Annotated in this window: 14 protein-coding genes, 1 rRNA gene and 1 riboswitch (1 of these 16 only partly in view); of the genes, 6 read left to right on the top strand and 9 right to left on the bottom strand. The window is 39.1% G+C overall.

Translation table 11 applies throughout. The features are described from left to right. A 16S ribosomal RNA gene (locus ACO1DI_RS09270) occupies positions 1 to 1047 on the bottom strand (it extends 505 nt beyond the left edge of the window). Positions 1048 to 1397: 350 nt separating this feature from the next. Between ACO1DI_RS09270 and ACO1DI_RS09275 the strand changes: the two genes are divergently transcribed. From ACO1DI_RS09275 to ACO1DI_RS09285, 3 genes are all read left to right on the top strand, one after another. Next, positions 1398 to 1592, top strand: a complete 195-nt coding sequence (locus ACO1DI_RS09275) for a hypothetical protein (RefSeq protein WP_013059575.1) — start codon at positions 1398 to 1400, stop codon at positions 1590 to 1592. A gap of 245 nt (positions 1593 to 1837) precedes the next feature. Continuing rightward, positions 1838 to 3424 carry an AMP-binding protein gene (locus ACO1DI_RS09280; RefSeq protein ID WP_209367965.1) on the top strand — a complete coding sequence of 529 codons (1587 nt, stop codon included), beginning with the start codon at positions 1838 to 1840 and terminating at the stop codon, positions 3422 to 3424. A gap of 119 nt (positions 3425 to 3543) precedes the next feature. Further along, positions 3544 to 4221 (top strand): MgtC/SapB family protein, encoded by a 678-nt coding sequence (locus ACO1DI_RS09285; protein ID WP_042991842.1) that lies wholly within the window; start codon positions 3544 to 3546, stop codon positions 4219 to 4221. 27 nt (positions 4222 to 4248) lie between these two features. Here the strand turns inward: ACO1DI_RS09285 and ACO1DI_RS09290 are convergent, their stop codons facing one another. From ACO1DI_RS09290 to ACO1DI_RS09320, 7 genes are all read right to left on the bottom strand, one after another. Then, complete coding sequence (locus tag ACO1DI_RS09290; protein WP_226556337.1) at positions 4249 to 4857, bottom strand: NAD(P)-binding protein; 609 nt, start codon at positions 4855 to 4857, stop codon at positions 4249 to 4251. Continuing rightward, the gene (locus ACO1DI_RS09295; RefSeq protein WP_042991840.1) at positions 4838 to 5605 is read right to left on the bottom strand and encodes a sirohydrochlorin chelatase; all 768 of its coding nucleotides are present in this window, start codon (positions 5603 to 5605) and stop codon (positions 4838 to 4840) included. Before ACO1DI_RS09295 ends, ACO1DI_RS09290 begins: the two co-directional genes overlap by 20 nt. 13 nt (positions 5606 to 5618) lie before the next feature. Further along, positions 5619 to 6398 carry a uroporphyrinogen-III C-methyltransferase gene (cobA, locus tag ACO1DI_RS09300; RefSeq protein ID WP_014457933.1) on the bottom strand — a complete coding sequence of 260 codons (780 nt, stop codon included), beginning with the start codon at positions 6396 to 6398 and terminating at the stop codon, positions 5619 to 5621. Between the two features lie 91 nt (positions 6399 to 6489). Continuing rightward, entirely contained in the window at positions 6490 to 7089 is a 600-nt protein-coding gene (gene cysC / locus ACO1DI_RS09305) for an adenylyl-sulfate kinase (RefSeq protein WP_014457932.1), read from the bottom strand. Between the two features lie 12 nt (positions 7090 to 7101). After that, the gene (gene sat, locus ACO1DI_RS09310) at positions 7102 to 8253 is read right to left on the bottom strand and encodes a sulfate adenylyltransferase (RefSeq protein WP_014457931.1); all 1152 of its coding nucleotides are present in this window, start codon (positions 8251 to 8253) and stop codon (positions 7102 to 7104) included. Between the two features lie 52 nt (positions 8254 to 8305). After that, a complete protein-coding gene (locus ACO1DI_RS09315) occupies positions 8306 to 9385 on the bottom strand; it encodes an inorganic phosphate transporter (protein WP_028412603.1) in 1080 nt (359 codons plus the stop codon). 19 nt (positions 9386 to 9404) lie between these two features. Then, a complete protein-coding gene (locus ACO1DI_RS09320) occupies positions 9405 to 10118 on the bottom strand; it encodes a phosphoadenylyl-sulfate reductase (protein WP_014457929.1) in 714 nt (237 codons plus the stop codon). Between the two features lie 254 nt (positions 10119 to 10372). Continuing rightward, positions 10373 to 10475: riboswitch (SAM riboswitch) on the bottom strand. Positions 10476 to 10788: 313 nt separating this feature from the next. Between ACO1DI_RS09320 and cdaS the strand changes: the two genes are divergently transcribed. The 3 genes from cdaS to ACO1DI_RS09335 all read left to right on the top strand — a co-directional run bounded on the left by cdaS (position 10789) and on the right by ACO1DI_RS09335 (position 12752). Next, positions 10789 to 11415, top strand: coding sequence for a sporulation-specific diadenylate cyclase CdaS (gene cdaS / locus ACO1DI_RS09325; protein WP_028412605.1), 627 nt, complete (start codon positions 10789 to 10791; stop codon positions 11413 to 11415). A gap of 97 nt (positions 11416 to 11512) precedes the next feature. Further along, entirely contained in the window at positions 11513 to 11896 is a 384-nt protein-coding gene (locus ACO1DI_RS09330) for a VOC family protein (protein ID WP_014457927.1), read from the top strand. A 67-nt stretch (positions 11897 to 11963) separates the two neighbouring features. Next, on the top strand, positions 11964 to 12752 hold the full coding sequence (locus tag ACO1DI_RS09335) for a potassium channel family protein (RefSeq protein WP_014457926.1): 789 nt from the start codon (positions 11964 to 11966) through the stop codon (positions 12750 to 12752). Between the two features lie 9 nt (positions 12753 to 12761). Here ACO1DI_RS09335 and ACO1DI_RS09340 read toward each other — a convergent pair whose 3' ends face one another. Continuing rightward, positions 12762 to 13166, bottom strand: coding sequence for a YugN-like family protein (locus ACO1DI_RS09340; protein WP_014457925.1), 405 nt, complete (start codon positions 13164 to 13166; stop codon positions 12762 to 12764). Positions 13167 to 13239 lie beyond the last annotated feature (73 nt).

Here is a 13239-nt window from a genome sequence, read left to right on the forward strand (position 1 = left end):
TCCCCCGAAGGGGAACGCTCTATCTCTAGAGTTGTCAGAGGATGTCAAGACCTGGTAAGGTTCTTCGCGTTGCTTCGAATTAAACCACATGCTCCACCGCTTGTGCGGGCCCCCGTCAATTCCTTTGAGTTTCAGTCTTGCGACCGTACTCCCCAGGCGGAGTGCTTAATGCGTTAGCTGCAGCACTAAAGGGCGGAAACCCTCTAACACTTAGCACTCATCGTTTACGGCGTGGACTACCAGGGTATCTAATCCTGTTTGCTCCCCACGCTTTCGCGCCTCAGCGTCAGTTACAGACCAAAAAGCCGCCTTCGCCACTGGTGTTCCTCCACATCTCTACGCATTTCACCGCTACACGTGGAATTCCGCTTTTCTCTTCTGCACTCAAGTTCCCCAGTTTCCAATGACCCTCCACGGTTGAGCCGTGGGCTTTCACATCAGACTTAAGAAACCGCCTGCGCGCGCTTTACGCCCAATAATTCCGGATAACGCTTGCCACCTACGTATTACCGCGGCTGCTGGCACGTAGTTAGCCGTGGCTTTCTGGTTAGGTACCGTCAAGGTACGAGCAGTTACTCTCGTACTTGTTCTTCCCTAACAACAGAGTTTTACGACCCGAAAGCCTTCATCACTCACGCGGCGTTGCTCCGTCAGACTTTCGTCCATTGCGGAAGATTCCCTACTGCTGCCTCCCGTAGGAGTCTGGGCCGTGTCTCAGTCCCAGTGTGGCCGATCACCCTCTCAGGTCGGCTATGCATCGTTGCCTTGGTGAGCCGTTACCTCACCAACTAGCTAATGCACCGCGGGCCCATCTGTAAGTGATAGCCGAAACCATCTTTCAATCATCTCCCATGAAGGAGAAGATCCTATCCGGTATTAGCTTCGGTTTCCCGAAGTTATCCCAGTCTTACAGGCAGGTTGCCCACGTGTTACTCACCCGTCCGCCGCTAACGTCATAGAAGCAAGCTTCTAATCAGTTCGCTCGACTTGCATGTATTAGGCACGCCGCCAGCGTTCATCCTGAGCCAGGATCAAACTCTCCGAAGAAATGTTTGACTTGCTCAATTTAAAAAATAAAAATTAACGTTGACGTTTGTCGCTTTGTTCAGTTTTCAAAGTTCAACCGCCGCTCTTAAGCGACTTTACTATCATAACAAGTTGCAACCTAGTTGTCAACAAGTTTTTTTATTTATCACTTCGATGTTTGCTTCAGCAGTTCATCTTAGCGACATTTAATAATATACCATGCCTTCTTTTATTGTGCAATAGTTTTTCGATATATTTTTAAAAACTATTTTCTCATACACGAAACGTTAGCCAATTAATAGATACTAGCATATCTAGACCCAAACTAGCATAATGTCTATTAAATCATTATCCGCCAAGGAGGCGTTCACTTGGATACCTTAATTGCAGCTGCACTCTATTTGTCCTTTTGTATGTCTATTCTCTTAATTTCACTTGCTTATTGGGAATCAATTCAAATGTCTAATAAAGAAGGCAAAGTCAACGGCCTTTCATTTATTTCACTTTCAACATTCAGCATGATTTTTTGTTTGTTTACTTCATATTTTTATACCATTCTTTATTAACATGATGTTACGTTGTCTTCTTATAAAAAGGAGACATTTCTTTATTTTATTACAATATTCGCATTCGGTATACTTACTTATTGAAATCAATACGATAAATTTAGTCCCCCCCCCTTCTTCATACCTGCGATGGACAGTGAAGGAATTTGTCGAATGATTTTTTGGAACACTTTCTTTAAATTTGATAAACTACTTTTAGAAAACGCTTTCATGTATACTTTAACATTATTCAAGGAGGAAACCAAATGAAACCATTGCTTGAATTAACGGTTGGAGAACTTTTAAAAGAAAGTACAAAAAAGTTTGGGCATCAAGAAGCGGTTATCTACTCTGAACAAAATATTCGCTATACGTACGCAGAGTTTTATCAAGAAACCTCTCGAGTTGCAAAGGCACTTCTAGCCACCGGTCTCAAAAAAGGCGATCATATCGCTATCTGGGCTACCAATGTGCCGGAATGGTTGCTTCTGCAATTCGCAGCAGCTAGAATAGGCGCTGTTTTGGTTACCCTTAATACAAGCTACCAATCCTCTGAATTAGAGTATGTATTGAGTCATTCTGATACAGCAGCGCTATTTTTCATTGATGAATTTAAAAGCACTTCTTATACGTCTATTATCACCGGTATTGAACATAATCTTCCCAAACTAAAACATCTTATAAACTTAAGTGGATCAAGCAAACATACTTCTTGGGACGAGTTCTTAATGAGTAGCTCAATGGTATCGGATGAGGTTCTCGATAAGCATGAGCAATCCCTACATATCCATGAAGTTATCAATATGCAATACACTTCCGGAACAACAGGTTTTCCAAAAGGAGTTATGCTAAGTCACCATAATATAGTAAACAACGGCTTTTTAGTTGCTCAGTCTATGAAACTGACTAACGAAGACCGCTTATGTATCCCAGTTCCTTTCTTTCATTGTTTTGGATGTGTGCTGGGCGTTCTAGCATGCGTATCCGTAGGTGCTACTATGCTACCGATTATTGAATTTCAGCCTTCCTCTGTTTTACGCACCGTAGAGAAAGAAAAATGTACAGCGCTTCACGGTGTACCAACTATGTTTATTGCGGAATTAAATGCACTTGAATTTAATCAATATGATTTATCTACTCTTCGCACAGGAATCATGGCTGGTTCTAATTGTCCAGCAGAAGTAATGAAGCGAGTCATAAATGACATGGGTATCAACGAAATTACTATCGCCTATGGTCAAACCGAAACATCTCCTGTAATTACCCAAACAACCCCAACTGATTCTATCGAGCGGCGAGTACAAACGGTTGGCAAAGTGCATGATCATGTACAGATTCAAATTATTAATCCAGTTACAGGTAAACAAGCTTCTTTCGGAGAACAAGGAGAACTTTGTGCAAAAGGATATTTAACAATGAAAGGGTATTATAAAATGCCGGAGGAAACAGAAAACACAATTGTAGAAGGTTGGCTACATACAGGAGATTTAGCTACCATCGATAAAGATGGCTATGTAAGAATTACGGGACGTTTAAAAGATATGATTATTAGAGGAGGCGAAAATATTTACCCAAGAGAAATTGAAGAGTTTTTATATAGAATACCCGAGGTAGAAGATGTGCAAATTGTCGGCATTCCTGATCCAAAGTATGGAGAAAGAGTTGCTGCATGCATTAAACTCAAGCAACATTCTTTTCTTACCGCTCAAGAAATCAAAGACTTTTGCAAAGGTAAGCTTGCTCATTTCAAAATTCCGGAACATATTTATTTTATAGACGACTTTCCCATGACGGCATCCGGCAAGATTCAAAAATATAAATTAAAAGAAAAGATCATAGCGCTTTATAAATAATCAGATTTTTTCGAATTTCACCTGTCATTATGAAGAAAAGTTTACTATACTGATACATATCTGTTTTTCTTCTTTCATACAGATATAAACAACAATGTCTATTGAAATAGGTGAAAATAATGGAAAATGAAATGTTGCTCAAATTAGGTGTTTCTGCTGTACTTGGTCTTATTATTGGAATTGAAAGGGAACTAAAACGAAAGCCTGTTGGTTTAAAAACATCTCTCGTAATTTCCATTATTAGCTGTTTACTCACGATTGTTTCGATTGAGTCTTCTCAAATTTTTAATAAAGGTGATCATATCACAATGGACCCGCTTCGTCTGGCTGCTCAAATTGTTTCTGGAATTGGTTTTTTAGGAGCCGGTGTCATTTTACGAAAAGAAAATGACAGCATCTCCGGGCTTACAACAGCGGCTATTATCTGGGGGGCAGCAGGTATAGGCATTGCTGTAGGTGCAGGGTTTTATCCTGAAGCTATTACCGGAGTTGTACTGCTCATCATCAGCGTTGAACTTCTCCCTTTCCTTATTACGATTCTAGGGCCTAGGCAACTGCGCGAGAAAGAGCTTATTCTTCAACTCAAGCTGGCTGATAAGCACAATATTTTTGATACAACTAACAGCATTAGAGAAAAGAATATTACGATAAAAAATATTCGAATCAAAGATTTAGACACCAATGAATTATATATACGTATGAAAGTGTCAGTTAATAATCAGCGTCCTACTACAGAAGTGTATTACGAGATTCAAAAAATTAGCGGTATTCGTAGCATTGAAGTTGAAAATGTATAAATGAAAAACGGCCAATTGGCCGTTTTTTTATTTATATTTTTCAATCTGTTGTAAAAATTCCCTCTGTTTTACTAGAGACAGCCGGTATTGATCATCGATAATTTCTGTTAATAACTCATGTTTACGGCTCTTTGACACATTCAATCTGTGGATAAGAACTCTGCATTCATATAAAAACTGTGTATACTGTGTGTAACTCTCATCATAATTTGAAGATAATTCTTCTTTAATTCGTTTTGTCAACAAAGGACTAGCGCCATCTGTGGATATTGCTAGCGATAATCTCCCTCTAGAAAACTGTGCAGGAATTTGAATATTTCCATCGGAAAAACTGCTGGCCATATTAACCAACTGATCATTTTTAATATGCTGCTTAACAAACTCGTTCACAGCTTTATCATTTGTAGCTACAACAATAAAAAAAACATTAAGTAAGTCTTCTACTTCTACTTTTTTTATTTTTACACACAGCTGACCTTTAGCTTCCCACTCATTTATTTGAGATGAAACAGTTGGAGCAACCACTGTAATGGCTGCTCCTTCTTGTAAAAAACCTTTAATTCTACGAGTTGCGATTGTTCCGCCTCCAACTACTAAGACCGAACGATCCTTTAAATCAAGCATAACGGTATACATCGTATTGATTTCCTTTGCTCGATAATAACGTTTTTACTTGATGACTTAAAATGCGTGCAAGTCCATCATGATAACCTAGGTAGTTGGCTAAGATAAACTGCTGGTCATCTGTTGATAACTGCTCCAATTCTTCCTTAATTTCGTTCATTAAAATACCGGTAAACAAAAGGTAAGGAAGAACGAATACTTGCTTATACGAAGTTTGTTTCGCAAGGTGCAGGCCTTCTTTTAAATTAGGGGAAGCCGCAGCTAAATAGCATGTGCTCACTTCTTTAAAAGCTCCTTTACCTTTTAGCAGTTGAGCTATTTCATTAAAATCTTTTTTTACAGCAGGATCACTGCTTCCTCTGCCGACCAACAATACCATCGAATCTTCATGCTTATCCACATTGGTTTCATTGATTCTCTCTACCAAGATATCAACAATTCGTTCGTCCACGCCGAACGGTTCTCCGTACAACACTTCTACCTGGGGATAACGTTCATATACTTTGTGTATTTCTTCAGGTATATCATGTTTTGCATGCGCAGCTGTTAATAACAGAAGAGGCACAATTGCAATACGAGTAGCACCTTGTTCAATACACGCTTCAAATCCTTGTTCAATAGTGGGGGAAGCTAGTTCTAGGAAACAAACTTCTTGAATCGGTACATCTAGATTTTTTTTACATCTTTCAATAAAAGCAACTGCCTGATCAGCGCCTTCTTTTACGCGGCTGCCATGGCAAACATATAAAACTGCATCCATATAATCAACCTCTTTAGTAAGCTTCTTGTGCAAACGAATAGTAATGCTGTCCAGTCTTCTCAAACCAATTTAATCGGTCATGAAAATTCACAACTTCACCAACGATAATCATACTTGGATTTTCAATTTGTTCTTCTTTAACAATATCAACAATTGTACCAAGAGTTCCAGTTACAGTGCGCTGGTCCGTACATGTTCCCCAGTGAATCAATGCAATTGGCGTAGCTGAAGTTTTTCCGTGTTTCATTAATTGTTGGCAAATGTACGGTAAGTTCCGCACCCCCATATAAATTGCAAGAGTATCTACACCTTTGGCTAGGCTATCCCATTTGATTGCATCATGCTCGCTATCTTTACGATGGCCTGCTACAAAAGCAAAGCTTGCGCTGTATTCCCGGTGAGTGACAGGGATTCCTGCATAAGCAGCAGCTGCGATGCCTGATGTAATTCCTGGAACAATTTCAAATGAAATGCCCTGCTGCACGAGAGCTTCTGCTTCTTCCCCTCCGCGTCCGAAAACAAATGGATCTCCGCCTTTTAAGCGCGTTACAATTTTTCCTTTTTTAGCGAATTTCACTAAAAAGTTGTTAATTGTTTCTTGCTTGAGGGTATGATAGTTTGGAAGCTTTCCGCAGTAAATGATATCTGCATCACTTTTAGCATACTCCAGCAGGTCCTTATTCACTAAACGATCATATAAGATAACATCTGCTTGCTGAATTGCTTTCAACCCTTTTAATGTAATTAAATCTGGATCTCCCGGCCCTGCACCGACTAGATATACTTTCCCCATGAATGCCTTTCACCCTTCCATCATTTCCACGTCTCCGCAATGCTCCCAAATTTCAAGTTGAATTAGAACAGCGGACAAAGTCCGCTGTCATTTAGATAAATTTTCGGTTAGCTAAATATTCAATAACAGTTTGTACACATTCTTCTACAGACTGTGTGCTTGTATTAATTGTTAATTCAGGGTTAGCCGGTGACTCATACGGAGAATCAATTCCTGTAAAATCACGAATTTCTCCGCTTCTTGCTTTTTTGTAAAGGCCTTTTGGATCTCTTTTTTCACATTCTTCTAACGGACACTCCACGTATACTTCCAAAAATTCATTCCCCTCTAAGATCTCACGCACTTGAGCGCGGTCCTCTTGGAATGGAGAGATAAATGCTGTTAGTACCACTTGACCGCTGTCTACAAATAGCTTAGAAACCTCACCGATACGGCGAATATTTTCTGTACGATCTTCAGCAGAAAACCCTAGATTCTTATTTAAGCCGAACCGAACATTGTCACCATCTAATACATAGTTGCGAATATTTTTATCAAAAAGCGCTTTTGCCACTGCGTTTGCTACGGTAGATTTACCTGAACCCGAAAGACCTGTAAACCATAATACAAAACTGTGATGATTATTTTGCTCGCGTCTTTCCTCTTTTGTAATTCCAGCATCATGCCACGTAATGTTTGTTGATTTGCTCACTTCAACCGCTCCTTATTTTGAAGATACTTTTTGTTTTGCTAATCCTTTAATTAACACTTCAATTACTTCTTTACGGCTGAATGTGCTTGGTGGCACTTCTCCGTTTCGAAGCATTTCACGTACCTTTGTTCCAGATAGAATCATATGATCTTCCTTGCTGTGAGGGCACGTTTTCGTTGATGCCATCGCTTCACACTTCTTGCAGTAGAAGCTGTGTTCAAAGAATAAAGGTGTAATTCCTAATTCATCTGCTGTAAAGTTACTGAAGATTTTTTGTGCATCATATGTTCCGTAGTAGTCACCAACACCAGCGTGATCACGACCTACAATGAAATGCGTGCATCCAAAGTTTTTTCGAACCATTGCATGAAAAATCGCTTCTCTAGGTCCAGCATAACGCATCGCAGCAGGGAAAACTGCTAAAGCTACACGATCGCTAGGATAATAGTTCTCTAAAAGTACTTCATAACTTTCCATACGGATATCTGCTGGGATATCATCTGACTTTGTTTCTCCTACAAGAGGATTTAAGAACAGGCCGTCTACAATTTCTAATGCCGTTTTTTGAATATATTCGTGCGCACGGTGAACAGGGTTACGAGTTTGGAATCCAACAACCGTTTTCCAACCGCGTTCTTCAAATGCTGCTCTTGTTTCAGTTGGATCTAGGTAATATTTTTCAAAACGCGTTTTAGGTGTACGTTCTACAAGTACGATTGGACCTGCTACATATACATTTGGGCGTTCCATCATTTTCTTCACACCAGGGTGGGCAAGTTCTGCTGTGCGGTACACATTTTCCGCTTCTTTTTCTTTATTTGGCGTATATACCTCAGAAACTTCTAGAACACCATATGTCACACCGCTTTGAACTAGTTTTACTTTGTCGCCAATGTTTAATTCTTTAGCTTGCTCTTCTGTTACGGGAAGAGTAATAGGAATACTCCATACAGTTCCATCTGCTAGACGCATATTTTCAACAACTGATTGATAATCTTTTTCTCCTAAAAACCCTGTAATTGGGCTGTAAGCACCAATTCCAATTAGTTCTAAATCACTTAGAGCCATGTTGTCTACTTCAATTTCTTTTGTTAGTGAAGTGTAGTCATATGTTGGTTGATATAAATTAATTAATTCTCCACCGTGTGCTTGAATTGTTGTCATTTTGTAAAATCCTCCTTAAGTAATTAACACAATATAATAAAAAGCAATTGAATCACGCAGTCATTTTTTCTTTTTCCGACTGCAAGCTTGCTCTTTTTCTTCTAGTCGTTCTAGCTAAGCTTAGAACACCTGCTGTGGCAATGCAGCCACTAGCTAGCACCACAAATGAATATAAGTCGCTTTCAAGTACTAATTTCACAAGAACATATGAGATTACGAGTGAAAATACAGGGGATACCACCCAAACCTTTAACATTTGAATGACCACTTCGCGCTGTTCTTTCGTAAATCCCGTTTTCGCTGCGCCTATCCCAATAATAGAAGACGTAGTGACCTGTGTAAGCGGTACTGGCAAACCAAACAGTGAAGCTGCTGTAACAAGAGAAGCACCAGTACCTGAAATAATGCAGCCTTCCCCTACAGAATAGCGAGTAATTTTTTTTCCGTTTGTTTCAATAACTCGGCCTCCTAGTAAAAGAGCTCCGAGTGCCACCGCCAATCCTCCTGCTATGACACCCGTTGTAGCATCCATTAACCCAGCTCCTACTAGAGGACCGACAGCATTTGCCACATTATTCATTCCAGCTGAGAAGGCTTCAAAGAATCCCGTCGCTATAACTAAAATCGTTAAAACTCTTTTCCACTTTCCCTCTGCTTCTTTTTTATGCGCTCTGCGTTTTATCACTTTCCCAATCAAAAAAGCAATGACAAATGAAACTAGCGGAACAATAATCCAAAAAGACATGACAATTAAAAGTTTTTCTACATACAGAGATTGATAAGCTACTCCTACTCCAACAACTGAGCCAACTGTTACTTCACTTGTTGATAGAGGGATACCAATCAAATTCGCGAAAAAGAGTGACAGCGTTGCAGCAGCCAGAATGATAATAACTAATTCTACTGACAGCAGTTTTTCAGGTATGATACCTGAACTGATGGTTTTTACCACCTCACCGCCTCCGGTAACAGCTCCGAGCACAATTCCTACAGCACAGATGAACAGGGCCACTCTTCGCTTTTTAATTGCACCGGAGCCGTATGAAACGCCCATAGCAGCTGCTGCACCGCTTGCCCCAATATTCATTGCAAAAAAAAGCGCAATGATAAAGGCAACATATAAAAGCATCATTTATTCAGCTCTTTCGTATTTAAGATTCGTGTAATCCGCACTCAACTTTTTGTGTACCCGCCCATCTTCCTGAACGTAAATCGTCTACATTATAGGCAGGTGCGGTACAGGGCTCACAGCCGATACTTGGGTAGCCTTGATCATGAAGTTTGTTGTACGGCAAATCATGCTTATACACATAGCGCCAAATTTCTTTCCATGACCAATGAATTAACGGACAAACTTTCACCTTCTTGAATTTCTCATCTTTATTAAAATAATTCGTGTTGGCACGAGACTCAGACTGCTCGCGTCTCAAACCGGAAATCCACGCATCATAAGGAGCAAGGGATTCTCTTAGCGGAATGATTTTTCGAATTTGACAGCATAAGTTAGGCTGACTCTTCCAAAGCTCATCTCCATGTTTTTCAGCTTGTTCTGCAAGAGTTAAATCCGGCTTTTTCATATGAATACGTAAATCAGGGAAGCGTTCTTTAATTGCATCAATCACTTCATATGTTTCTTTAAAATGAACGCCTGTATCTAAAAAGACAATTTCAGCGTCTTTTTTCACTTTTGAAATTAAATCAATTAACACGATTCCTTCGATCCCAAAGCTTGACGCATAAATAATTGAATCTCCGTAGGTATCATACGCCCACCGCAATGCTGAAAGGGCTCCTTTTGTTTCATCTTTACTGTCGAACTCTGGAAATGTATCGCTCCAGTTTTCGTACGTATATAAGTCTGCCATTTTCTCCACTCCAATTCTTAGTTATCCGCGTTATCCAATAAAAAAAGACGGTTTTACCCACTAGAATTGGATAAAACCGCCTCTAGTGTGTCTAGTCAGCGAAACTATTTAATTCTTACTTTGCTTCGGCGTGTTCAAAAATTTGTTTTAAGTCGGGGTTTACAGTCATTGGTTTCCCTTCTCAAATTATCGCTTGCGCTATATCAAAATAAAAAGTCTTCCGTATTGAAAGACTGGGTAGGCAATAAATTTTCACCTTATCTTTCAAAATGATACACACTTTGCTGGAATTAGCACCTTGCTAAGCAGGTTGCCGGGGTTCAGCGGGCCAGATCCCTCCACCACTCTTGATAAGCATTTTTTAAAAATTTTAGCATATTTAGAATATTTGTCAACATTAAAAATCATATATCCGATAAGAAAACTATACTTTAAATTCACAGAAATATCTATACTTTTATTTAAAACAACATATGTAAATTTAACCCAAATGTGAACATATCAGTTTATAAAACGCTTTCTTTTTTCTCCAACTTTTGATGTTCTCTTGCTAAATAAAACGCAAAATCTCTCTATAAAATTAATAGCGGATTTATAAGCTTTACGGATAATTCACCCACATTAGCACACATTACAGATAACACTGACTGACAGATAGGAGCTATATAAGATGGAGAGACAACCCTTTCAATTAGACGATACAATTAAAAATAATGTACGAACATATTTACAGCAGATTTCAACTGAAGCCTCTAATTTAATTAAACATTTAGACACGAGTGATCATTGTATCCTATGTGATTTTGAGGAGATGAGAAGGTTATTTCAAGATGTTCAAGCTACGGCCGCCTCTTATTACTTGCGTCATTACTTATCGCCTTATACATTTGAATATGCTGCTCTGTCCTTAGCTATTCATAACCTCTCTGAGAAACGTCACGGCGCTTTAATTGTCATTGAACGGGAACAAAATGTAGATCCTCTTATTCAAAAAGGAATGCCTATTCAAGCTCCTGTCAGCGCTACGCTAGTTGAGACGCTGTTCTATCCAGGAACACCCTTACATGACGGAGCTGTCCTAATTAGAAATAATCAGCTTATTTCGGCTGCTAATGTTTTACCTCTCTCGTCTATTATTTCAACGAACAAAAAATTGGGAACACGTCACCGTGCAGCCATTGGAATGTCAGAAAAATCGGATGCATTAATTTTAGTTGTATCTGAAGAAACAGGCAAAATTTCGTTTGCGCTTGATGGAAGCCTCTACCCTATTCACTCCAGCAAAAATATGATTTAAGAGCCCTTTCCTGATAAGCAGCCCTATCTTGACTTCTATATCCTTTCTCTTTAATATATTTCATAGTTTTTACATACTATAGATACGGGTGATGCATATGGCAATTTTAAAATTTGAACATGTAGGCGTTCAAGTAAAGGATATAGAAAAATCTATTGAGTTCTATACACAAAAGGTGGGATTAGAGCTCATCGAAACACTACCACATACCGATCCGTCTTTGAAGCTAGCTTTTCTAGGTTTAGAAGGCAATGTAATCGTAGAGTTAATTCAAGGGTATAACTCAAGCTTACCTAATGAAGGTAAAGTTCATCATTTTGCGCTGGCAGTAGATGGAATTGAAGAGGAGTTTGAGCGTTTAAAATCAGCAGGCGTTTCATTTGTGGAAGAAAACATTGTAACTTTGCCAAATGGAGCAAGATACTTATTTTTCTATGGTCCAGACAAAGAATGGATTGAATATTACGAAGTAAAAAGATAAAGATATCTTATACCTTCAGTGAAAAATGGTCATACTGTGGCTATGACTAATCACTGGAGGTATTTTTATGATGGAATGGCTATTATTTCGACTTTTTCGTCGTTCTATTTTAGTGCGGCTTCTTTTTATTATCGGCTGCCTTGTTTTACTTTTCGGCATGCTTATACATTTCCTAGAGCCGCAAACGTTTGGGAATGTGTTTGAAGGAATTTGGTGGGTTATTATTACAATCTCTACTATAGGGTACGGTGATTTTGCTCCCACCACTACGATTGGAAGGTTAGCTGCAATTATTTTAGTCCTCATTGGAACGGGATTTATTACTACTTATTTTGTCACGCTTTCTAAAATTGCTGTTTCCGCCGAGAGCGCTTATCTGGAAGGAAATTTAAAGTTTTATGGAAAAGATCACTTCATCGTTGTGGGGTGGAATGAGCGCGCCAAACTCGTGTTAGAGTCTTATCGCGACGCATTTCATAAAGAAGACATTGTTCTTATCGACGACTCTTTGACTAAAAACCCCATGATCTGTGATCGCGTTCATTTTATTAAAGGAAGTCCCTCTCACTATGAGGTATTAGAACTTGCTAATGCTCGGTACGCAAAAAAAGTGCTGATTACTGCGGATCAGCATAAGACAGAAGAATATGCAGACATGAATACTATTGTTACGCTAGTCGCTCTGCAAGGACTGAACCCTTCTATTTACAGCATCGTTGAACTGTTAACAAAAAAGCATATTCAAAATGCGCAAAATTTGGGGGTAAATGAAATGATTAAAACAAACGAGTTGATTAGTCAGGTCATGTACGAACATATTTTTGTAAAAAAATTAGAGAGTTTAAGAAAAGAATAGTCCCTTCAATTACCGAAGCAGCGCCTCTTCTGCCTCTCTAATTAGCTCTTCTCCTAAGCTGATATACTTTTCTGGAAATGAAGCGTCTGCGTCTTGGGGTTCTGCAAACTGATTAAATGAAGCACCCACGTTTCCATTGTGAACATTGTCATCTAGGCCAATTTGATACTTATGTGAAAGTAAAAATGGCGTACCAATCTGTACGGTTGTTCCTTTAGAATCCAGTTCTCCATTCGTAGCTGTAAACGGGATACGTAAAAACTGATAGCCGACTTCATCGTTCATCTTATAGTCGAATGAACCATGATCATAATCCCAATTTCCTCCAATGTTATACCCAAGCGGCTTAAGCGTTTTTTCTAATTCATAAAGCTTGAATAATGTGCCGTCTAATCTTGAAGATAATTCAATCATCTTATCCCTCCTCTGTTTTAACATGTCCTTTTTCCAGCTTTTTATCCTTTATCTCAAAAGCAAAAAAGTTCAC

The organism is Priestia sp. 40 (genome assembly GCF_049368575.1).
Classification (GTDB): Bacteria; Bacillota; Bacilli; order Bacillales; family Bacillaceae_H; genus Priestia; species Priestia zanthoxyli.